The organism is Haloferax sp. AS1 (assembly GCF_014530665.1).
Classification (GTDB): Archaea; Halobacteriota; Halobacteria; order Halobacteriales; family Haloferacaceae; genus Haloferax; species Haloferax volcanii.
Genome location: NZ_SPSA01000001.1, coordinates 1,032,579 through 1,053,107 on the forward strand (window position 1 = coordinate 1,032,579; position 20,529 = coordinate 1,053,107).

Below are 20,529 nucleotides of genomic sequence, written 5' to 3' on the forward strand. Positions count from 1 at the left end.
AACGGAGAGCCATGGAACTGCGGGTCATCGACAAGACCGACGAGGAACTCCGCATCGAAATCGGCGGCGAGGACCACACCTTCATGAACGTCCTGAAGGGCGAACTCCTCCAGACCGACACCGTCACGGCCGCGACCTACGACGTGAACCCCGAACAGTCCGGCGGACAGACGGACCCCGTCCTCTCCATCAAGACGGAGTCCGGCGTCGACCCCCTCGACGCGCTCGCGGAGGCCGCCCGCGGCGTCCAGCGCACCGCCGACGACTTCACCGACGCCTACCGCGCCGGTATCGACGCGTAATCTGCGGGTTCTCTCTCGTTTCTTCCGGCCGCGAGCGGCGCGTCTCTCAGTTCTCGGCTTCGGTTACTCGCCGCCGCCGCCCGGCCCCTCGTAATCCTTCTCGCCGGCCTCGATGCGGACTTCGAGCCAGTTTTCCATCGGAACCAGCGGGCACTCGTAGCGCGGCGAGTAGGCGCAAAACGGGTTGTACGTGTAGTTGAAGTCGACCACCCAGCGCCCGTCGTCGGTCCGGTCCGCGGCTTCGAGGTCGAGGTAGCGACCCGCTCCGTACGTCTCCTCGGCGTTCGTCTCGTCGCGGAACGGAACCCACAGGCGGTCCTCGTCGGCGTCGGCGCGGTAGGCGTCGAGCGCGTACGACTCGCCGTCGACCTCGAACTCGAAGCGCCCCCACGCGAGGTACGCGCGCTCGCCGTCGGTCGAGGTGCCGATGGTGATGCGCTCGGGGTCGTCGTATTCCCGGAGTTCGAGTTCGAACCGGAGGTCGGGGTCGGGGTCGAAGTAGTCGAGGCCGTCGAAAACCTCCCGCTGGTCCGGCGGAATCGGAGAGTTGCGGTCCCCAGCGAGATAGCGGTCCTTCTGTTCGCGGTGCGTGCGGAGGGCGTCGAGCCACGCGTCGTCTGTCATCTCGGGTCGAGATACGACGCGGCGGCGGGTTAAGATTGGTTTCGACTGCGCGGGGGACGCACGACTGGCGGACGGGTCGGGTCGGGACGCGAAAAGAGAGACGAAAAGAGGCGGAAAAGAACGGCTGTGGAGGCGGGGCTTACAGTCGAACCGGCACGTCGCGCTCGTCGAGGTACTCCTTGACGTCCCGAATCGTGTACTCGTCGAAGTGGAAGATGGAGGCGGCGAGCCCGGCGTCCGCGCCGGCCTCGGTGAACACCTCGTACATGTCCTCGGGGCCGCCGCAGCCGGAGGAGGCGATGACGGGCGTCGAGACGCTGTCGCAGACGGCCTTCGTCAGCGGGATGTCGTAGCCGTCTTTCGTGCCGTCGGCGTCGATGGAGTTGATGAACAGCTCGCCCGCGCCGCGGGACTCGGCCTCGTTGGCCCACTCGACCACGTCGACGCCGGTTCCCTCGCGGCCGCCCTTGACGGTGCACTCGAACCAGCAGGACTCGCCGTCGACCTCGGCGTAGTGCTCGCCCGCCTCGTCGAAGCGCCGGCGGGCGTCCACCGAGATGACGATACACTGGCTGCCGAAGGAGCGCGCGCCCTCCTCGATGAGGTCGGGGTTCTGGAGCGCCGCGGTGTTGATAGAGACCTTGTCCGCGCCGGCGCGGAGCGTCTCTTTGATGTCGTCGCGGGTGCGGATGCCGCCGCCGACCGTCAGCGGGATGAACACCTCGTCCGCGACCTTCGAGACGGTGTCGAGCATCGTCGCCCGCCCCTCGGCGGAGGCGGTGATGTCGAGGAAGACGAACTCGTCCGCGCCCGCCTCGTTGTACCGTTTGGCCATCTCGACCGGGTCGCCGGTGTACTTCAGGTCCTCGAAGTTGACGCCGGTGTAGACCGCGGGGTTCCCGTCCTCGTCGAGGTCGACGTCGATACAGGGGATGATGCGCTTCGTGAGCATTCGCTACCGGATTGTTTGCGAAAGAGCCGTTTCACCGTTTCGACTACGGCAGGTGGTGGCCGAACGCCGACCACTTGGCCGAGTCGTCCGATGACCGGGAGACCCTCTCGGACCGGTGTGGAGTCAGCTTGATGACCCGTCCGCGAAAAGCCCGACACGGGTTCCGACTCGAACGATGACGGATTCAGCCGAACTCCTCAGCCTGCTCGTGGTCGTCGAGTTCGTGGTGATGGCCGCGATAGTGGCGCTGTTGGTCCCGCTCGACGCCGCGATTTCGTTCCTCCCGCTCGCGCTCGTGTTCCTGGTCGTGCTGTATCTATATCGGTCCTGAACCGCCCGGGGCGACGCCCGCCCGCGAGACCGGTCGCAAGCGATGCAGTGGTTGGGCTCGCGGACGACGGTTAGGTGCGTTTTTGTACCGCGAACCCGTCGCCCCGCGTATGAGCGACGACCACGACCACGGACACGACGACCACCACGAAGGCGAACAAGACGGCCGCGTCACCTCCCCGATGCAGGAGTTCTCGATGAGTCAGGTCACGACCGGCGTCCTCGTCTTCGTCGTCGGCCTCGTCGTCACGTTCGGCATCCCGCTGGCGCTCGCGTAAGCGCGCCCAGAACCGTTCGGAACCGCGTGGAACCGGCAACCCGCACGAACTTCCGCGTTCTCTCCCCTTTTCAAGCCCCCGCGGCTACGGCCGGTGTGAAATCTATCGTCGTCACCGAGTACGGGAGCACCGACAGCCTCGAACTGCGCGAGACCGAGACGCCCGAACCGGCCCCGGGCGAGGTCCGCATCGACGTCGAAGCCGCCGGCATCAACTTCGCGGACATCATGCAGCGGCGCGGGACCTACCGAGACGGCCCGGAACCGCCGTACACGCCGGGGATGGAGGCCGCGGGGACCATCGACGCGGTGGGCGAGGGCGTCGACCGCGAGGTCGGTGAACGCGTCGTCGCAATGACCGGCGGCGGGGCGTACGCCGAGTCCGTCACCACGCCGGCCCCGACGCTGTTCGACGTGCCCGAATCGATGTCGTTCGCCGAGGCCGCCGGCTTCCCCGTCCAGTTCCTCACCGCCTACAACTGCCTCCACGAGTGGGGCGACCTCGACGGCGACGAGCGCGTGCTGATTCAGGCGGCCGCCGGCGGCGTCGGCACCGCGGCGGTCCAACTCGCTTCCCACGCCGGCGTCGAGACGTTCGGCACGGCCAGCACCGAGGCGAAACTCGACCTCGCGGCCGACCTCGGTCTCGACCACGGCATCCAGTACACAGAAGAGGACTTCCGCGAGGTCGTCGCCGACGAGACCGACGGCGCGGGCGTCGACCTCGTCCTCGACGGCGTCGGCGGCGAGACGTTCGAGCGCAGTCTGGACGCCCTCTCCGACTTCGGCCGACTCGTCACCTACGGCGCGGCCTCCGGCGACTCTGCCGCGGCGGACCCGACGCGCCTGCTGTTCGAGAACAAGTCCGTCATCGGCTTCCACCTCGGCAGCGCCATGGAGCAGCGCCCCGAATCGATTCTCGGCGCGGTGCCGGAGCTGTCCGAACTGCTCGCCGCGGGCGAACTCGACGTGGTCGTCGGCGAGACGTTCGACCTCGAAGACGCCGCGGCGGCCCACGAGTACATCGAGGACAGAAAGAGCAGCGGCAAAGTCGTCCTCGAACCGTAACGAGCGTCGCGCGACGCGGGACCGCGCTTTTCGTTCAGTCCGGTTTTCGGTTCAGTCGAGTTCGCGGGCGAGCACGTCGCGCAGGGCTGCGATGTCGGCCGCGCCGTAGGCGACCTCGTCGCCGTCACTGTCGACCGCGAGCGAGAGCGTCGCGTCGTCGGTCGTCGTCCCGAGTTCGACGACGGGCACGTCGCCCGCGAGGTCGCGCAGTGCGGCCTCGTCGGTCGTCTCGACGACGACACGGCCGGGCGTCTCCTCGAACAGCGAGACGTAGTCGGAGACGGACACGTCCGCGCCGACCTCATCGGTGACCATCTCGGCCAGCGCGACCGCGAGACCGCCGTGGCTCGCGTCGTGAACCGCGACCGTGGACTCATCGGCCGCGACCGTCCGAATCGTCTCGACCGCGGTCGCGGCGTCGGCGTCCTCGGGGAGCGTCGGGAACGCGTCGGAGCCCCCGAGGTGGTCGAGGACCGCCGAGCCGCCGAGCGCGCCGCCGGAGTGGCCGACGAGGAACAGGTCGCCCTCGCCCGAAAGCGAGAGGCCGGGCGAGGAGCCGTCGGCCTTCCCCACCATCGCCAGCGTCGGCGTCGGCGGAATCGGGCCGGAGACGGAGTCGTTGTACAGCGAGACGTTGCCGCCGACGACCGGGACCGAAAGCGCCCGGCACATGTCGGCGAGGCCGTCGACGATGCCCTTGAAGCCGCCGTACACGTCGGGTTTCTCGGGGTTGCCGCCGTTGAGACAGTCGACGGTCGCGAGGGGCGACGCGCCCTTCGCGGCGAGGTTGGTCGCGTTCTCGAAGGCGACGGCGCGCGCGCCGTCGTAGGGCGCGGCGGTCGTCCAGTTGGGGTCCGCGCCGCCGGTGAACGCGAGTTTCGTGTCGGCCTCGGGCACGTCGAGGAGCGCCGCGTCGTCGCCGGGGCGGCGGGCGGTCCGCAGGCCGACCTCGTGGTCGTACTGCCGGTAGACCCAGCGCTTCGACGCCGTGTTGGGGTCGGAGACGACCGCTTCGAACGCGTCTTCGAGGTCGAACGCGGGCAGGTCGCGCGCCGCGGCTTCGGGGTCGACCGAGTCGAGGTCGTTCATCGGCGCGCCCTCGGCGAGGAACTCCGGGGGCACGTCGACGACGGGTTCGCCGTCGAAGGTGCAGACGTAGTTGCCCTCGGCGACCTCGCCGATGACGGCGCTGCCGAGGTCGAAGCGCGCGGCGAGTTCCTGCACGCGCTCGACGTTCTCGGGAGTCACCTCGTAGCACATGCGCTCTTGGGACTCCGAGAGGAGAATCTCGAAGGCGTTCATGTTCGGCTCGCGCTGGTGGACCTTCTCGAGGTCGATTTCCGCGCCGAAGCCCCCCTTGGCGACGAGTTCCGAGGACGCGCCGCCGAGGCCGGCGGCTCCGAGGTCGCGGGCGGACTCGACGAGGTCCTCGTCGATGAGCGCCTCGTTGCACTCGATGAGCAGTTTCTCCGTGTAGGGGTCGCCGACCTGCACCGCGGGCCGGTCTTCGGTTTCCGCGTCCTCAGCGAGGTCCTCGCTGGCGAAGGACGCGCCGCCGAGCCCGTCGCGGCCGGTCGAACTGCCGACGAGGACGAGCTTGTTGCCCGCCTTCTGGGCTTCGGCCGTGACGAGGCGGTCGGCCGACAGGAGGCCGACGCAGGCGACGTTGACGAGCGGGTTGCCCTCGTAGTTCTCGTGGAACGAGGTCGACCCGGTTACCGTGGGGACGCCGATGGCGTTGCCGTAGTCGGCGATGCCCTCGACGACGCCGTCGAGGAGGTACCGCGAGTGCTCGCGGTCGAAGTCGCCGAAGTAGAGGCAATCGGCCAGCGCGATGGGGTACGCGCCCATCGAGAGGGTGTCGCGGACGATGCCGCCGACGCCCGTGGCCGCGCCGTCGTAGGGGTCGACGTAGGAGGGGTGGTTGTGGCTCTCGATACCGAGCGTGATGTAGGTGTCGTCGTCCAGAGCGACGACCGCCGCGTCGTCACCGGGGCCGATGACGACCTGGTCGCCCTCCGAGTCGAACGCCGACAGAAGCGGGCGAGACGACCGGTAGGCGCAGTGTTCGCTCCAGAGGTTTTCGAAGAGTATCTCCTCGGCCGGCGTCGGGTCTCGACCGAGCTCGGCGACGACGAGGTCGCGGTCCGCGTCGGAAAGCGTCATTCACTGGTATGGTCAGAACGCACATTGTAAACCCTTTCTATGTGCACGAACGTGCCCAAAATATGGTCGAAGTCGCCGTCGTCGTCCGCATCCGACTCAGGCGGGCGTGTACGGCGGCGACTCGGACCGTCCCGGACCGGCTCGGGTCGCCCCGAACGCCCGCCGACCACCGTGCGTGAGGTCCACACGCCAATCACACCGGGACCGGGGCGCTTTTTTAGCCTCCATCGTTAGGAGACGGTGTGTTATCGGTCGAGTTGCACTCGCATTCGTCTCTGTCCTACGACGGGCGGGACCCAATCGAGTACCTCCTCGAACAGGCGGTCGCGGTCGGCTTGGACGCCCTCGCCGTGACCGACCACGACGAGATAGACGCCAGCCTCGAAGCCGCGGAGCTCGCGGCCGACTACGGGCTGGTCGGCATCCCGGGGATGGAGGTCACCTGCGCCGCGGGCCACGTCCTCGCCTTGGGCGTCGAGGAGCTGATTCCCGCGGGACTGTCGTACGACGAGACGCTCGACCGCATCCGCGACGCGGGCGGCATCGCCGTCATCCCGCACCCGTTTCAGAAGTCGCGCCACGGCGTCGCCCCTCACATCTCCAGCGCGCAGCTCGCCAGCGCCGACGCCATCGAAATCTACAACTCGCGGCTCCTCACCGGCATCGCCAACCAGCGCGCCGAGCGGTTCGCCAAGCGCCGGAACCTCCCGATGACCGCCGGGAGCGACGCCCACATCGCGGAGATGGTCGGACAGGCCGTCACCGAGGTCGGCACCGACACCCGAAGCGCCGACGCCATCCTCTCGGCCGTCGCCGACGGGCGAACCAGCGTCGTCGGCAACAAGACCCCGTGGCGCATCTCGTTCCGGCAGGCCGCGGGCGGCGCGACCCGACGACTGAAACACGCCCTGACGGACCTGTTTTGATGCGCGGCGCGTCCCCCGACCTCGTCCGGCGCGCCCTCGCCGAGCGCGACCCGCTTCCCGGAACTGCGGGCTTCGCGGGCGAACTCGACGGCCGACTCGTCCGAGACGTGCTCGGTCGCCAGCCGCTCTTCTCCGAGCGCGCCGACCCCGCGAGGTGGTCGTTCGACCACCGCGACCTCGACGACCCGGTCGCCGTCCCCGCGGGCCGCGCCCGCGGGACGACCGGCGAAGCCGCCGGCGACGACGAACGCGTCTGGTCGCTTCCCGACCCGCCGGCCGCCACCGACCGCGACGCCGCGCTCGACCGCGTTCGCGACGCGGTCTTCGAATCGGTCCGGTCGGTGGACGACGACGGCCTCGCCGTGGCCTTCTCCGGCGGCGTCGATTCGGCGGTCGTCGCGGCCGGCGTCCCCGACGCCCCCTGTTACGTCGCCGGTTTCGAGGGCTCTCACGACGTGGCCGCCGCCCGCGAGGCCGCCGCCGCGATGGACCGCGACCTCACCGTGGTCGAACTCACCCACGAGGCGCTCGAACGCGCCGTCCCGGAAATCGTCGCCGCGCTCGGCCGAACGAACCCGATGGACGTGCAAATCGTTCTGCCCCTGTACCTGCTCGCAGAGCGAGTCGCCGCGGACGGTTACGACCGCCTCGCGGTCGGGCAGGGCGCGGACGAACTGTTCGGCGGCTACGCCAAAGTCCAGAAAGCCCCCGACGACCCGCGCGTCGAGGCCGACACCGTCCGCGGGGCCGCCCGCGAAATGATTCTCACGCTCCCCGACCAGCTCGAACGCGACCTGCTCGTGCTCCGCGCCGCCGGGGTCGACCCCGTCGCGCCGCTCCTCCACGACCGGGTTGTCTCGGCTGCGCTCCCGCTCCCCGGAGAGTTACTCGTGGACGGCGACCGGCGGAAGGTCGCGCTCAGGGAGGCCGCGAGCGGCGTGCTCCCCGAGTCGGTCGCGGAAGCGGACAAGAAGGCGGTCCAGTACGGCACCTACGCCTCGCGCGAACTCGACCGGCTCGCGCGGCAGGCGGGGTTCAAGCGGCGGATGGAGAACCACGTCCAGCAGTACGTCGAATCGCTCGTGGAGTAGGTCGAAGTCGCGGAGTCCCCGCTATCTCTCTCGCTCGTCGGCGCGCACGACCTCGATAGCCTCCAGCGCGAACTGCACCGTGTCGGGGTCGATATCGCTCTCGCGGAGGTCGGACTCGTCGTACCACGCCCAGACCTCGGGGTCTGCCTCGCCCGGCGCGGGGTCGATGTCGCGGGCGTCCACCCGGGCGTAGAAGACGTGGTCGATGTGCTGGTGGCCGACCGAGCCGTCGCCGTGGACGTTGATGTCGTAGAGCATCTGCTGACGGGGCTGCGGGAGCGCCCGGCCGGCGGGCGCGGGGACCGACGGCGTGTCGTCGACGAGTTCCGGGTCGAGCCCCGTCTCCTCGCGGACCTCGCGCAGGCCGGCCTCGTGAGGGAGTTCATCGCGGTCGACGTGCCCGCCCGGCGGGATGCGGATGCCGAGGCGCTCGTGTCGGTGGAGCGCCACCGCGCCGTCGTTGACGATGTACACGGTCGAGGTGAAATGTCGCGTCGTCTCCATGGCTGTGGCTCCGGAGCGAGCGGCATGGCTGTTGCGGAACGAAGCGGGACGGAACGAGACAAGACGGAACGGAACGGAACGGAACGGAACCGCGGAACCGAGCGGGACGAAACGGACGAACGGACCGGCCGAGTTAGGGCAGTTGGACCTGCTCTTCGGCTTCGAGGAGTTCGTGGTAGCGGTTGCGGATGGTGACCTCGGAGATGTTGGCGACCTCGGAGACCTCGTTTTGCGTCACCTTCTCGTTGGTGAGAAGCGAGGCCGCGTAGACGGCGGCGGCGGCGAGGCCAACCGGCGACTTGCCCGAGTGGACACCCTGTTCTTTGGCGTTCTTCAAGAGCTGTCGGGCGCGCCGCTCGGACTCGTCGGAGAGGCCGAGGTCGCTGGCGAACCGCGGGACGTACTGCTCGGGGTCGGCGGGCTTGATTTCGAGCGAGAGTTCGCGGACGACGTAGCGGTAGGTGCGGGCGATTTCGTCCTTCTCGACGCGCGAGACGCTCGTAATCTCGTCGAGCGAGCGCGGGGTGCCGGCCATCCGTGCGGCGGCGTACAGCGCCGACGTGGCGACGCCCTCGATGGAGCGACCGGGCAGCAGGTCGTCGTCGAGCGCGCGGCGATAGATGACCGAGGCGGTCTCGCGGACGTTATCCGGAAGGCCGAGCGCCGAGGCCATGCGGTCGATTTCGCCGAGCGCCTGCTTGAGGTTGCGCTCCTTGGAGTCGCGGGTGCGGAATCGCTCGTTCCACGTGCGAAGCCGTTGCATCTTCTCGCGCTGGCGGGACGACAGCGAGCGCCCGTAGGCGTCTTTGTTCTGCCAACCGATGTTGGTCGACAGCCCCTTGTCGTGCATCATGTTCGTCGTGGGCGCGCCGACGCGGGATTTCTCGTCTTTCTCCGAGGAGTTGAACGCGCGCCACTCGGGGCCGTGGTCGATCTCGTCTTCCTCGACGACGAGCCCACAGTCGTCGCAGACCGTCTCACCGTGTTCGGTGTCGGAGACGAGGCTCTCCGAGCCGCATTCGGGGCACGTGGGCGTCTGCTCCCGCTCGGTGTCGGTCTGCTCGGTATCTTTCGTATTCTCATTGCGCACGCGCGCGTTGCCGGTCGTGAAACGTCGGACACTTTCTGTCATTGTGTGCGAGAGAAGCAACTGGGAACGGTCGTTCTCCGTCTATTCGTATTGACCCTCGTTACTTATATCTGACGGCGACAGGAGGACGGAATGGCCCGGGTCCGTACGGTCGGCCCCGGCCGCCTCGCCGGTGGTCTCGCCCCGGCTGACTCGCGCCGGGGACCGGACGAAACGACCCACACCGAAACTCTTACTCCCGGTCTCCGTTTCCTCCGATACATGAGCGATACGCCCGTCGACGCCGACGAGGTTCGACACGTCGCCGAGTTGGCGCGGGTCGACCTCGACGAGGACGAGGTCGAGGAGTTCGCGGCGCAGTTCGCGGACATCCTCGGCTACTTCGACGCCCTCGACGAGGTCCCCGAAGTCGACCGCGAGGACGAACTGGTGAACGTGATGCGCCCCGACGAGGTCCGCGACGGCCTCACCCAAGAGGAGGCGCTCTCGAACGCCGCAGAGACCGAAGACGGCTTCTTCAAGGGCCCGCGGGTGTCGTAGATGTCGCTGAACGCCTTCATCACGAAAGAGACGCTCGACGGCTCCGACGACGGCCCGCTCGCGGGCAAGTCCGTCGCCGTCAAGGACAACATCTCCACGGAGGGGCTGCGGACGACCTGCGGCTCCGCGATGCTCGAAGACTACGTCCCGCCGTACGACGCGACCGTCGTCGAACTCCTGAAGGACGCCGGCGCGACCATCGTCGGCAAGGCCAACATGGACGAGTTCGGCATGGGGACGACGACCGAGACCTCGGCGTTCGGCCCGACCAAGAACCCCGTCGACGAGTCCCGCGTCCCCGGCGGCTCCTCCGGTGGCTCCGCGGCCGCCGTCGCCGCCGGCGAGGCCGACCTCGCGCTCGGCACCGACACGGGCGGCTCCATCCGCTGTCCCGCCGCGTTCTGCGGCGTCGTCGGTATCAAGCCCACCTACGGCCTCGTCTCGCGCTACGGCCTCGTCGCCTACGCGAACTCCCTCGAACAGATCGGCCCAATCGCGCCGACCGTCGAGGACGCCGCCGCGCTCCTCGACGTCATCGCCGGCCCCGACGACCGAGACGGCACGACCCGCGACGCCGGTGCCGACTCGAACTACGCCGCGGCCGCCGACGGCGACGTCGAGGGCCTCACCATCGGCGTCCCGACCGAGTTCGTCGAGGGCGCGGACGAGGGCGTCGAGGAGGCGTTTTGGGCCGCGCTCGACGAACTCGAAGCCCAGGGCGCTGAGTACCGCGAGGTCAGTATGCCCTCGGTCGAGAAGGCCGTCGCCGCCTACTACGTCATCGCCATGTCCGAGGCGTCGTCGAACCTCGCTCGCTTCGACGGCGTCCGCTACGGCAAGTCCGGCGGCTACGACGGCAACTGGAACGAGGCGTTCGCCCGCGCCCGCGAGGACGGCTTCGGCTCCGAGGTCAAACGCCGCATCCTCCTCGGTACGTACGCCCTCTCGGCGGGCTACCACGACAAGTACTACGCGAAGGCCCAGGACGCCCGCGCGTGGGTCAAACAGGACTTCGACGAGGCGTTCGAGGACGTCGACGTGGTCGCGTCGCCGACGATGCCCGTCCCGCCGTTCGAACTCGGCGAGAGCCTCGACGACCCGCTCCAGATGTACCTCGCAGACGCGAACACCGTGCCGGTGAACCTCGCGAACCTCCCCGCCATCTCGGTTCCGGCGGGCGAGACCGACGGCCTCCCGGTCGGCCTCCAACTCATCGGCCCCAAGTTCGGCGAGGAGACCATCGTCCGCGCCGCGTCCGCGGTCGAGAACTGAGTCGGCCGCGCGGCTCTCGTTCCGTTCTCACGCGGTCTCTCGCGTTCGAGGGAGCGACGGAACGCCATGCCGATAGTTTTTCCACCGCCCCACGCCCACGCCGGAACGTCATGTACATCATCGTCGTCGGCGCGGGCAACATCGGCACGCCGCTCATCGAAATCGCCACCGAGGGCGGCAACGAGGTCGTCGTCGTCGAGCGCGACGAGGCGAAGGCCGAGGCGGCCGCCGCGACGTTCGACTGTCTCGTCCTCAACGACGACGCCACGGTCAAACAGACGCTCGACGAGGCCGGCGCGGACCGCGCCGACGCCATCATCACGACGACCGACAAGGACGCGACAAACATCATGGTCTGTCTGTTGGCGAAGGAACTCGACATCCCCGACATCGTCTCGGTCGTCCACAACCCCGAGCACATGAGCCTCTACCGCCAAATCGGCGTCAACACGATGGAGAACCCCCAGCGGCTCATCGCGGAGTACCTCTACCGCGCGGTCAAGCGCCCCTCTATCGTCGACTACATGCGCATCGGTGAGCACGCCGAGGTGTTCGAAATCCGCGTCGACGAGGACGCGCCGATAACCGGGATGACGATTCAGGAGGCGGCACAGGAGGACCTCCTCGACGGCGACACGCTCATCGTCGCCGTCGAGCGCGAGGGCGACGACGACCCCGTGACGCCCCGCGGGAACACCGCCATCGGCGCGGGCGATCTCCTGACGGTCTACTCCGCGAAGGGCGCGACGCCCGAGGTGACTGACGTGTTCGGCCACTACGAGGACCACTGATGCCCCGTCGCGGACGAACCGTCTCGGGGTGGCCCGCCGACCTCGCGGTCATCGGCCGCGACGTGGGGTCGCTCCTCGCCATGGAGTCGGCCCTGATGACCGCCTCGGTCCTCGTCGCGGTCGGCTTCCGCGAGTGGTACGCCGCGCTCGCGTTCCTCGCCGCCGGGGGCGCGACGGCGTTCGTCGGGCTGGGCGCGCGAAAGGCGTTCGCGGACGCCCCCGCCCCCCGGATGAAACACGGGATGATAATCGCCGCCGCGGGCTGGTTCGCCACGGCCGCCTTCGGGTCGCTTCCCTTCTTCCTCACGGCGCACTTCGCCCCGCAGGGCGTCTTCACGGCGCTCGTGCCCGCCGGCGTCGACTACGCCCAGTCGAGTCTCGTCTACTTCCGCGACCCGTTGCACGCCCTGTTCGAGAGCATGAGCGGCTGGACCGGAAGCGGGCTGACGATGGGCATCCACGAGCCGTCGCTTCCCCGGACGATTCAGTGGTGGCGCTCGCTCATCCAGTGGGTCGGCGGCGTGGGCGTCATCGTCCTCACCGTCTCCATCCTCTCGCGGCCCGGAAGCGGGAGCTACGCGCTCTACCGCGGCGAGGCCAGAGAGGAGAAGATTCACCCGAGCGTCGTCTCGACGGTCCGGACGGTCTGGAAGATTTTCGTCGGCTACACGCTCCTGTCGGTGGTCGTCCTCTTCGTCGCCATCCGTGCCAGCGACTACGGGGCGACGCTCCCGCTGTGGGAGGTCGCGTGGCAGGCGCTCAATCACGCGATGACGGGGCTTTCGACTGGCGGATTCGCCGTCACCGACGGCTCCATCGGCACGTACGACTCGCCGCTCATCGAGACGGTGTTGCTCCCCATCATGGCGCTGGGCGCAATCGCCTTCCCCGTCCACTACGCCATTCTGAAACACCGCGACATCGACCGCCTCTGGGGCGACCTCCAGACGCGCTGGCTCCTCGTTCTCTTCGCGGTCGGCGCGGTCGCGCTCGCCGTCCAGAACCTCGTCAGCCTCCCGGCGACCGCGGGCTCGGCGTTCGTCGAGACCGCGGACTACTTCGGACTCGCCGGCGTCGCCGGCGGACCGGAGTCGGACGCCGTCCGCGACGCCGCGTTCCACTGGGTGAGCGCGCTCACCTGCACCGGCTTTCAGGCCGCACCGCTCGGCGCGTGGTCAGACGGCGGGAAGATTCTCCTGTCGGGGGCGATGACCCTCGGCGGGGCCGCCGGGTCGACCGTCGGCGGCATCAAAATCATCCGCGGCTACACCATCTCCCGCGGCATCCGCTGGCAGTTCTCCCGCGTCTTCCTCCCCGAGAGCGCGGTCGTCAACATCGAGATGAACGGCCGCCGCCTCTCGCGGACCGAGATGGACCGCGAGTTCTCCGAGGCGGCCATCGTCTCGATGCTCTGGCTGTTGCTCCTCGTCGGGTCGAGCGTCCTCCTCGTGAACCTCGCCGGACCGGAGTTCACCTACGCCGACGCGCTGTTCGAAGTCGCGTCCGCACAGGGCAACGTCGGTATCTCGACGGGCATCACCGGCCCCTCGATGAACCCGTGGGCCGAGACGATGTTCCTCTTTAACATGTGGGTCGGCCGCCTCGAAATCATCCCGGTGTTGGTGTTCGCCCGGTCGGCAATCTACGGGCTGAACCCCTGAGCAAAAGCGGACGCGGTTTTTTCGGCGTTACCGACGCCAGTACTCCGGCGTGAAGATGACTAACACGGGCAGAATCTCCAGTCGGCCCACCCACATGAGAAGCACCATGTACAGCTTCGAGCCGTTGGAGAAGTCGAGATAGCTCCCCATCGGGCCGACGACGCCGAATCCCGGCCCGACGTTCCCGAGGGTCGCGGCGACGGCGCTCATGGTTTCGAGGATGCTCACGTCGAAGCCGATGCGCGCGGCGTCGAGGTGGAGCAGGCCGGTCGAGACGAAAAACAGCACGAGATACAGGAGCGTGAAGGCGTAGATGCCGCGGATGGCCCGCTCGTCGACCGCGCGGCCGGCGAGCCTGACGGGGCGGACCGCCTCGGGGTGAGCCGTCGTGAACAGCTCTCGGCGGAGCGATTTCACGATGACGTACCAGCGGACGATTTTCACCGCGCCGCCGGTCGACCCCCCGGAGCCGCCGATGAACATCGCGAACAGCAGGACGTACTGCGCCGGCGCGCTCCACGCGTTGAAGTCGATGCTGGCGTAGCCGGTCGTCGTGACGATGGAGACGACCTGAAACACCGACTGGCGAACCGCGGGTTCGACGTTGCCGATGATGGCCGTGCGGATGCCTTCGAGGTAGAGTTGGTCGTACGTCTCGCCCGCGGGCGCGACGGACATCAGTCCGTCACCGAGGAACAGGATTCCCGCGAGGATGGCCGAGACGACGCCGATGACGCCGAGGTAGGACTTGAACTCGGTGTCGCGGAACAGCCGCTTCGGGTCGCCCGTGAGGACGTGCCAAAACAGCGCGAAGTTGGTCCCGGCGGCGACCATGAAGGGGATAACGACCCACTGCGCGGCCGCCGAAAACGCCTCGATGCTGCGGGCCTCAGGCGAGAATCCGCCGGTCGGCATCGTCGTCAGCCCGTGGGCGATGGCGTTGTACACGCCCATGTTCGGGGCGTGGCCGGTGACGTTGAGCCCGTAGAGGAGGACGATTTCGAGGACGGTGAGACCGAGGTACGCGCCCCAGAGCGCGCGGGCCGTCTCGGCGATGCGCGGCGTGAGCTTCTCGATGCCGGGGCCGGGCGCTTCGGCGTCCATCAGCTGTGCGCCGCCGACGGAGAGTTCGGGAAGGATGGCCACCGCGAGGACGACGATACCCATCCCGCCGAGCCACTGGGTGAGCTGTCGCCACATCATGATGCCGCGGGTGTGCGAGTCGAACGAGATGTCGCCGAGCACCGTCGCCCCGGTCGTGGTGAAGCCGCTCATCGTCTCGAACAGCGCGTTCACCGGGTTGCCGAGGGTCGATTCGGGGTGGATGGGCGACGCGACGAAGGGGATGCCGTGGGCCTCGATGAGAAACGGTATCGCGCCGACTATCGTGACCGCTAGCCACGTCAGCGCGACCATCAGAAAGCCCTCTCGGGCCCCGATGTCGGGGTCGTCGGCGAGCCGTTCGAGCCCCGTGCCGACGAGGACCGTGACGGCCATCGTGACGACGAACGGGAGCACCGACTCGCCGTAGTACAGCGCGACCACGAGCGGGAAACAAAGAGGGACCGCGAGATACTTCAGGACGGTCCCCACGAGACGCAGGCTGGCTCTGTAATCGACCCGCAATTTCATCCGTGGACTAACGTACCGAGCGCCGGGTTCTTCCGTGTTCGGGTTCGCAGTCGGGGGCGCGACACCGTGACGCGGTGGGGATTCGGCGCACCCGTGGGTCGGCGGCGACGGGGGTGGCGGCGACGGGCGGGATTACAGATTGGGTGTCACGTCGTCGATGACGCAGCTATCGACGAAGACGACGACGTGGTCGCCGGGTTCGATGACGGTGTCGCCGCGGGGGGTGATGAACTCGCGGCGGCGGGTTATCGCGCCGATGACGACGCCTTCGGGGAGCGTCGCCACCGACTCCCGAATCGGCTTGCCCGCGAGGACGCTCTCGGCGTCCACCTCGATTTCGAGCACTTCGGCCTTGTCAGACTCGATAAGCGCGACGTTCTCCGCGCCGCCCTCGCGGGTAAAGCGGGTTATCTCCTCTGCGACGACCTCGCGGGGGCTGACGCCCACGTCGACGCCGACGGCCTCGAACAGGTCCACGTACGGCGTCGTGTCGATGACGGCGACGGTGCGCTCGACGCCGAGGCGGGCGGCGAGAAGCGACACGAGCAGGTTCTTCTCGTCGGAGTCGAGCGCCGAGACGAGCAGGTCGGCGTCGCCGATGTACTCGCGTTCGAGGAAGTCCACGTCGGTCGCGTCGCTCTCCATGACGATGGTTCCGGGGAGCATCTCCGCGAGTTCGCGGGCGCGCTCCGCGTCGTGCTCGATGAGCCTGGGCTTGAAGCCGCGCTCTTCGAGCAGGCGGGCGACGTGGTAGCCGATTTCGCTCCCGCCGACGATGACGACCTCCTCGGCGGTTCCCGGCGGTTCGTCGGGCGAGACGGAGCTTGCGAAGCCCTGGACGCTCTTGGGGCTGCCGATGACGACGACGCGGTCGCCGGGGCCGATGACGGAGTCGCCGCGGGGGATGGTGACCTCGCCGTCGCGGAGGATGGCCGCGAACGTCAGCGAGTCGAAGCGGTCGGCCTCGCTCACGGTCTGGTTGGCGACGGGGCTCTCCTCATCGACTTCGAACTCGGCCATCTGGACCTGGCCGCCGGCGAAAGGGTCCACGTCGCGCGCGGCGGGGAGGCCGACGACGCGGACGATAGACTCCGCTGCGAGTAGGTTCGTACAGACCATGAAGTCGATGCCGAACGCCTTCTCGGAGCGCTGCCACGTCCGGAGGTACTCCGTGTTCTTGACGCGGGCGATGGTGAACGCGTTCGAGATGGCCTTGGCGGTCGCGCAGGCGACGATGTTCGTCTCGTCGTCGTCGGTCGAGGCGATGACCATGTCGGCGCGGTCTACGTCGGCCTCTTCGAGCGTGTCCACGGAGGTACCGTCGCCGTGGAGCGCCAGCACGTCGAGCGAGTAGTTCAGTTCGTCGACGCGCTCTGGGTCGCAGTCGATGACGACGACCTCGTGGGTCTCGTCGAGGTCGGCCGCGATGGACGACCCGACCTGTCCGGCACCGATGATTATCACGCGCACCAGAGACCAGCCCCTGTCATACCCCTGTGTTGGACCGCGGGCGCGTATGTGCATTTCCCTTCGCGAATACCCCGTGCATCGGCGGTCACGACCCCGGTTTCGAGTGTATCGTCAGTTCCACGCGCCGCGGTCGCCCCTCGATGTCGGCGACGATGCGCTCGACGATTCGCTCCGCCTCCTTCTGGAGCACCGGCCGGAGCTTGTCGATGACCCACCCGAGCGAGACGAACCGCGGGAGGTCGACGTCGCCCGCGGAGACGCTGTCGGGGTCGTACTCGACCTCGAAGAAGACGCGGCAGGCGGTGTCGGCGTCCGGCGGGGCCTCGCCCCCGTCGGGCAGGTCGTCGAGTTCCTCGACTCGCCAGCGGCCGACGGCGTGTACGTCCTTGGTGATGGTCCAGTCGATTCGCGTCGGCGGGGTGACGTCGGTCACCTTCGACTCGGCGGTGTAGGTGAGCTTCCACCACGAAAAGTACAGGGCGTACCGCGTGCCCGGCGACCCGTCGCCCGACTGCCGAACGTCCCGCAGGTGCTTCGAGTAGTCGGCGTACCGCGGGAAGTCGACGAGGAACTCGTATATCTCCTCGGGCGGCAGGTAGACGACGGTGCTGACGGCTATCTCGTCCACGAGCGTCGAATGGAGTCGGCGGGACCAAAGCCTTGTGGGCCGTGTCGCTCGCTCGCGCGGCGCGGACGCCCTCGCAATCGCAACCTATAATCGGTCGGTGTCTCGACATACAGCCGAGATGGTGGGGGGGACGCTTCGGGACATCAGAGCCGAGATTCGGTCTCTGGCGTGTTCCGACGGCGACTACGCAGTTGTGTGCGGCCGCACGGGTTCGCCGCCCGGAGCCGCCGCAGGACAGCGGTTTCCGGGCCGGCGCGCCGCCGGCGAGGCCGCGGAACTGACGCGGGACTACCGGGCGGCGCTCCGGCGCTACGACCCGAACAGCCCGTACGACGACCCGCTCGTGTACGAGGTGGCCGAGGGACCGCCGCGGGCCGCCGAGGAGTCGGCGGACGAGTACGCCCGATACAGCGCGTTCTGCCACGACACCGCGGGCGCGCTGTTCGAGGGGCTGTCGGAACTCGGCTATCGGGAGGCCGAGACCGCCGCGATGGAGACGTACCTCACGCTGGCCGAGGTCGTCGACGACCGCGACGACTTCTGTCTCACGCTGGTGTGGAGCCTGATGAGCGAACTGGACGTTCGCCTCTCGGCCGACGAGCAGCGGGCGGTCGTCGAGACGGCGGCCGGGCTGTTCTGTCCGACCCCGACGCCGAACCCCGTGGACGCGGCGCTTCGACACCTCGAAGCCGTCGGCTTCGTCGAGGGCTACTCGGTGCGGCCGATACCCGACGCCGAGGCGGCTGGAACTGCCGGTGCCGACGCCCGAACCGACGCACGGACCGACGGCGACGACAGCTCCCGGACGTGGGAGCTCACCTTCGGGGACTACGCGCTCGCGGAGCGGACCGGCCGGATTCCGACGCTACCGCTCGCCGTGGCTCTCGTCCGGCGGACGCCGGAGCGAACCGTGCGCTTTCTCGACGGCGAGGCGCTGTCTGACGGGCGCTGGCGGCTCCGGCTCCGAATGTCACCGAAGAACGGAGCGGGGCACGCACCCGGCTCGGCGGGCCTCGTCAGCGTCGAGGCAATCGAGAACCGCTGGCTCAACGACCCGAGCGCGTCGCTGGGTCGGTAGCCCGAACCGCCTCCGGGCGGAAATCGGCAGCGTTCAGCGACATCCGTACGGTTTTACTCGCCGCTGAGCTATCGCACGACATGAGTCGGACGACTCCACGAGACGCGCTCGTCGTCGGCGGCGGCGTCGCCGGCCTCACCGCCGCGACGTTCCTCGCGCGCGCCGACCTCGACACCCTCGTCGTCAACGACGGCGAGCCAATCGTTCGCCGGAACGCCCACCTCGAAAACGTCCCCGGCTTCCCGGCGGGCGTCAACAGTCGGCTGTTTACCGACCTCCTCTCCGAGCAGGCCGACCGTAACGGCGCGGGCCGACTGACCGGCCGCGTGACCGACCTCGACGTGCTCGGTGACGACGAGGACCCGCTGTTCCGGGCGACCGTCGAGACCGACGACGGCGAAGAGACCGTCGAGGCGTCCCGGGTCGTCGCGGCCTCGTGGTCCGACGCCTCGTACCTCGAAGACACGGGCGTCGACCTCCGGGCCGCCGGGTCGAAAACCTACGTCGGCGTGGACGACCTCGGCCGGACCGACGTCCCCGGCATCTACGCCGCGGGTCGGCTGACCGAGATTTACCATCAGGCGGTCGTCGCCGCCGGCGACGCCGCGGAGACGGCCATCACGCTGGTCCACGACTCGGGGACGGCGTTCTACAACGACTGGGTCGCGCCGACCGGCTACTTCACCGACCGCGGCCGCGAGGTGCCGCCGGCCTGCGAGGAGATAGACGCCGACGAGCGCGCCCGCCGCGAGCGCGAGTCCCGCGAGGTCATGCGCGAGTTCTTCGCCGGGCCGCACGACGAGCCCCAGCGCACCCACCCGAGCCTCGTCGACGACGAACTCGGGCGACTCGACGAGTAACACCCACTCACGCCGCGGGCGGACCGCCCGTCGGTCCCGCGGTCGCCCGCGGACGCGAATCCTTTTAGCGGGTCGCGGGCGCAGAGACGAGTGAATGCTCGAAGGTGTGAACGTCGCGCTCGGGGTGACGGGGAGTATCGCGGCCGTGAAAGTCGTCGAGTTGGCGCACGAACTCCGCCGCCGGGGCGCGTCGGTCCGCGCGGTGATGACCGACGCCGCGACGGGAATCATCCACCCGTGGGCGGTCGAGTTCGCCACCGACGACGACGTGGTGACCGAGATTACCGGCCGCGTCGAACACGTCGACCTCTGCGGCCGCGACGGCTGGGCCGACGTGTTCCTCGTCGCGCCCGCGACGGCCAACACGGTCGGCAAGATAGCGGCCGCCATCGACGACTCTCCGGTGACGACCACCGCGACCACCGCCCTCGGGGCGGGCGTTCCGGTCGTCGTCGCGCCCGCGATGCACGAACCCATGTACGACCACCCCGGCGTCCTCGACGCCATCGAGCGGGTGCGGTCGTGGGGCGTCGAGTTCGTCGACCCGCGCATCGAGGAGGGGAAGGCGAAAATCGCCACCGAGGAGGCCATCGTCACCGGCGTGGCCAAAGCGACGACCGACCAGACGCTCGCCGGAACATCCGTCGTCGTCACCGCCGGCGCGACGACCGAGTCCATCGACCCAATCCGCACGCTCTCGAATCGCGCCTCCGGTCGCACGGGCCGCGCCGTCGCCCGCGCGCTCGCGGTTCGCGGCGCGGACGTGACGCTCGTCCACGACGGCGACGACGCGCACTACGCCGACGTGCTCGCCGTCGAGTCGGCCGCCGAGATGCTGGACGCCGTCGAGGCCGCGGTCGACGCCGACGCCGACGCGCTCGTCTCCGCGGCCGCCATCTCGGATTTCACCGTCGAGGCGGCCGACCAGAAGATTCGCTCCGGCGAGGCGCGCACGCTCGACCTCGAACCCGCGCCGAAGCTCATCGACACCGTCCGCGAGTCGCACCCGGACCTCCCCATCGTCGGCTTCAAGGCCGAGACGACCGGCGACGACGAGGCGATGGCCGGCGAGGCCCGCCGCATCATGGACCGCGTCGGCCTCGCTTTCGTCGTCGCCAACGACGCCTCCGTGATGGGCGACTCGGAGACCCGCGCGCTCGTCGTCCGTGCCGACGAGACGAGCGAGTACGTCGGGTCGAAAGACGGACTGGGCGCTCGCGTCGCTGCCGAACTGGCGACCGAGTTGGAAAAATAGGCCTTCGACGGG

The 20,529-nt window shown here is 68.9% G+C and carries 21 protein-coding genes; 13 read left to right on the forward strand and 8 right to left on the reverse strand.

Annotated elements, in window-relative coordinates; all coding sequences use genetic code 11:
* Positions 1–11 precede the first annotated feature (11 nt).
* Entirely contained in the window at positions 12–302 is a 291-nt protein-coding gene (locus E4P24_RS05545) for a DNA-directed RNA polymerase subunit L (protein ID WP_004043899.1), read from the forward strand.
* A gap of 63 nt (positions 303–365) precedes the next feature.
* On the opposite strand, the gene E4P24_RS05550 is transcribed toward E4P24_RS05545, so the two are convergent.
* Complete coding sequence (locus E4P24_RS05550; RefSeq protein WP_188148220.1) at positions 366–926, reverse strand: DUF1684 domain-containing protein; 561 nt, start codon at positions 924–926, stop codon at positions 366–368.
* A gap of 139 nt (positions 927–1,065) precedes the next feature.
* Positions 1,066–1,878: an imidazole glycerol phosphate synthase subunit HisF gene (gene hisF, locus E4P24_RS05555; RefSeq protein WP_004064021.1), complete on the reverse strand. Its 813-nt coding sequence runs from the start codon at positions 1,876–1,878 to the stop codon at positions 1,066–1,068.
* Positions 1,879–2,053: 175 nt separating this feature from the next.
* Between hisF and E4P24_RS05560 the strand changes: the two genes are divergently transcribed.
* From E4P24_RS05560 to E4P24_RS05570, 3 genes are all read left to right on the forward strand, one after another.
* Positions 2,054–2,209 (forward strand): hypothetical protein, encoded by a 156-nt coding sequence (locus E4P24_RS05560; RefSeq protein ID WP_188148221.1) that lies wholly within the window; start codon positions 2,054–2,056, stop codon positions 2,207–2,209.
* Between the two features lie 109 nt (positions 2,210–2,318).
* A complete protein-coding gene (locus tag E4P24_RS05565) occupies positions 2,319–2,486 on the forward strand; it encodes a hypothetical protein (RefSeq protein ID WP_004064017.1) in 168 nt (55 codons plus the stop codon).
* A 95-nt stretch (positions 2,487–2,581) separates the two neighbouring features.
* Positions 2,582–3,553 (forward strand): NADPH:quinone oxidoreductase family protein, encoded by a 972-nt coding sequence (locus E4P24_RS05570; protein ID WP_004064015.1) that lies wholly within the window; start codon positions 2,582–2,584, stop codon positions 3,551–3,553.
* A 51-nt stretch (positions 3,554–3,604) separates the two neighbouring features.
* Here E4P24_RS05570 and purL read toward each other — a convergent pair whose 3' ends face one another.
* Positions 3,605–5,719 carry a phosphoribosylformylglycinamidine synthase subunit PurL gene (purL, locus tag E4P24_RS05575; protein WP_115860137.1) on the reverse strand — a complete coding sequence of 705 codons (2,115 nt, stop codon included), beginning with the start codon at positions 5,717–5,719 and terminating at the stop codon, positions 3,605–3,607.
* 242 nt (positions 5,720–5,961) lie between these two features.
* Here purL and E4P24_RS05580 point away from each other — a divergent pair, with 242 nt between their 5' ends.
* Positions 5,962–6,645 carry a PHP domain-containing protein gene (locus E4P24_RS05580; protein WP_004043892.1) on the forward strand — a complete coding sequence of 228 codons (684 nt, stop codon included), beginning with the start codon at positions 5,962–5,964 and terminating at the stop codon, positions 6,643–6,645.
* Positions 6,645–7,736, forward strand: a complete 1,092-nt coding sequence (locus E4P24_RS05585; RefSeq protein WP_115802396.1) for an asparagine synthase C-terminal domain-containing protein — start codon at positions 6,645–6,647, stop codon at positions 7,734–7,736. The genes E4P24_RS05580 and E4P24_RS05585 overlap by 1 nt, the downstream gene beginning before the upstream one ends.
* Before the next feature lie 21 nt (positions 7,737–7,757).
* Here the strand turns inward: E4P24_RS05585 and E4P24_RS05590 are convergent, their stop codons facing one another.
* Positions 7,758–8,240, reverse strand: coding sequence for an NUDIX hydrolase (locus E4P24_RS05590; protein ID WP_004064007.1), 483 nt, complete (start codon positions 8,238–8,240; stop codon positions 7,758–7,760).
* A gap of 133 nt (positions 8,241–8,373) precedes the next feature.
* Positions 8,374–9,330: a transcription initiation factor IIB family protein gene (locus tag E4P24_RS05595; RefSeq protein ID WP_004043889.1), complete on the reverse strand. Its 957-nt coding sequence runs from the start codon at positions 9,328–9,330 to the stop codon at positions 8,374–8,376.
* A 261-nt stretch (positions 9,331–9,591) separates the two neighbouring features.
* Here E4P24_RS05595 and gatC point away from each other — a divergent pair, with 261 nt between their 5' ends.
* The 4 genes from gatC (at position 9,592) to E4P24_RS05615 (ending at position 13,594) form a co-directional block, all read left to right on the forward strand.
* Positions 9,592–9,870, forward strand: coding sequence for an Asp-tRNA(Asn)/Glu-tRNA(Gln) amidotransferase subunit GatC (gatC, locus tag E4P24_RS05600; protein WP_004064004.1), 279 nt, complete (start codon positions 9,592–9,594; stop codon positions 9,868–9,870).
* A complete protein-coding gene (gene gatA / locus E4P24_RS05605) occupies positions 9,871–11,142 on the forward strand; it encodes an Asp-tRNA(Asn)/Glu-tRNA(Gln) amidotransferase subunit GatA (RefSeq protein WP_004064002.1) in 1,272 nt (423 codons plus the stop codon). It begins immediately after the preceding gene.
* A gap of 110 nt (positions 11,143–11,252) precedes the next feature.
* Entirely contained in the window at positions 11,253–11,933 is a 681-nt protein-coding gene (locus E4P24_RS05610; RefSeq protein ID WP_008611756.1) for a TrkA family potassium uptake protein, read from the forward strand.
* Positions 11,933–13,594, forward strand: a complete 1,662-nt coding sequence (locus E4P24_RS05615) for a TrkH family potassium uptake protein (RefSeq protein WP_170076477.1) — start codon at positions 11,933–11,935, stop codon at positions 13,592–13,594. Before E4P24_RS05610 ends, E4P24_RS05615 begins: the two co-directional genes overlap by 1 nt.
* A gap of 27 nt (positions 13,595–13,621) precedes the next feature.
* Here the strand turns inward: E4P24_RS05615 and E4P24_RS05620 are convergent, their stop codons facing one another.
* From E4P24_RS05620 to E4P24_RS05630, 3 genes are all read right to left on the reverse strand, one after another.
* Positions 13,622–15,226, reverse strand: coding sequence for a TrkH family potassium uptake protein (locus tag E4P24_RS05620; protein ID WP_049896113.1), 1,605 nt, complete (start codon positions 15,224–15,226; stop codon positions 13,622–13,624).
* A 132-nt stretch (positions 15,227–15,358) separates the two neighbouring features.
* Entirely contained in the window at positions 15,359–16,696 is a 1,338-nt protein-coding gene (gene trkA / locus E4P24_RS05625) for a Trk system potassium transporter TrkA (protein WP_188148222.1), read from the reverse strand.
* Between the two features lie 85 nt (positions 16,697–16,781).
* Positions 16,782–17,324, reverse strand: a complete 543-nt coding sequence (locus E4P24_RS05630; RefSeq protein WP_008609897.1) for a type II toxin-antitoxin system RatA family toxin — start codon at positions 17,322–17,324, stop codon at positions 16,782–16,784.
* A gap of 118 nt (positions 17,325–17,442) precedes the next feature.
* Here E4P24_RS05630 and E4P24_RS05635 point away from each other — a divergent pair, with 118 nt between their 5' ends.
* From E4P24_RS05635 to coaBC, 3 genes are all read left to right on the forward strand, one after another.
* Complete coding sequence (locus E4P24_RS05635) at positions 17,443–18,402, forward strand: hypothetical protein (RefSeq protein ID WP_008609896.1); 960 nt, start codon at positions 17,443–17,445, stop codon at positions 18,400–18,402.
* A gap of 80 nt (positions 18,403–18,482) precedes the next feature.
* Complete coding sequence (locus E4P24_RS05640) at positions 18,483–19,262, forward strand: FAD-dependent oxidoreductase (RefSeq protein ID WP_188148223.1); 780 nt, start codon at positions 18,483–18,485, stop codon at positions 19,260–19,262.
* Positions 19,263–19,356: 94 nt separating this feature from the next.
* Positions 19,357–20,517 carry a bifunctional phosphopantothenoylcysteine decarboxylase/phosphopantothenate--cysteine ligase CoaBC gene (gene coaBC / locus E4P24_RS05645; RefSeq protein ID WP_115802401.1) on the forward strand — a complete coding sequence of 387 codons (1,161 nt, stop codon included), beginning with the start codon at positions 19,357–19,359 and terminating at the stop codon, positions 20,515–20,517.
* The last annotated feature ends 12 nt before the right edge of the window (positions 20,518–20,529 follow it).

What these genes read in the sequence shown, in the direction of transcription:
- E4P24_RS05545 (WP_004043899.1), top strand. Translation starts at nt 12, where the DNA reads ATGGAACTGCGGGTCATCGACAAGACCGACGAGGAACTCCGCATCGAA.
- E4P24_RS05550 (WP_188148220.1), bottom strand. Translation starts at nt 926, where the DNA reads ATGACAGACGACGCGTGGCTCGACGCCCTCCGCACGCACCGCGAACAG.
- hisF (WP_004064021.1), bottom strand. Translation starts at nt 1,878, where the DNA reads ATGCTCACGAAGCGCATCATCCCCTGTATCGACGTCGACCTCGACGAG.
- E4P24_RS05560 (WP_188148221.1), top strand. Translation starts at nt 2,054, where the DNA reads ATGACGGATTCAGCCGAACTCCTCAGCCTGCTCGTGGTCGTCGAGTTC.
- E4P24_RS05565 (WP_004064017.1), top strand. Translation starts at nt 2,319, where the DNA reads ATGAGCGACGACCACGACCACGGACACGACGACCACCACGAAGGCGAA.
- purL (WP_115860137.1), bottom strand. Translation starts at nt 5,719, where the DNA reads ATGACGCTTTCCGACGCGGACCGCGACCTCGTCGTCGCCGAGCTCGGT.
- E4P24_RS05585 (WP_115802396.1), top strand. Translation starts at nt 6,645, where the DNA reads ATGCGCGGCGCGTCCCCCGACCTCGTCCGGCGCGCCCTCGCCGAGCGC.
- E4P24_RS05590 (WP_004064007.1), bottom strand. Translation starts at nt 8,240, where the DNA reads ATGGAGACGACGCGACATTTCACCTCGACCGTGTACATCGTCAACGAC.
- gatC (WP_004064004.1), top strand. Translation starts at nt 9,592, where the DNA reads ATGAGCGATACGCCCGTCGACGCCGACGAGGTTCGACACGTCGCCGAG.
- gatA (WP_004064002.1), top strand. Translation starts at nt 9,871, where the DNA reads ATGTCGCTGAACGCCTTCATCACGAAAGAGACGCTCGACGGCTCCGAC.
- E4P24_RS05610 (WP_008611756.1), top strand. Translation starts at nt 11,253, where the DNA reads ATGTACATCATCGTCGTCGGCGCGGGCAACATCGGCACGCCGCTCATC.
- E4P24_RS05615 (WP_170076477.1), top strand. Translation starts at nt 11,933, where the DNA reads ATGCCCCGTCGCGGACGAACCGTCTCGGGGTGGCCCGCCGACCTCGCG.
- E4P24_RS05620 (WP_049896113.1), bottom strand. Translation starts at nt 15,226, where the DNA reads ATGAAATTGCGGGTCGATTACAGAGCCAGCCTGCGTCTCGTGGGGACC.
- E4P24_RS05635 (WP_008609896.1), top strand. Translation starts at nt 17,443, where the DNA reads ATGGTGGGGGGGACGCTTCGGGACATCAGAGCCGAGATTCGGTCTCTG.
- E4P24_RS05640 (WP_188148223.1), top strand. Translation starts at nt 18,483, where the DNA reads ATGAGTCGGACGACTCCACGAGACGCGCTCGTCGTCGGCGGCGGCGTC.
- coaBC (WP_115802401.1), top strand. Translation starts at nt 19,357, where the DNA reads ATGCTCGAAGGTGTGAACGTCGCGCTCGGGGTGACGGGGAGTATCGCG.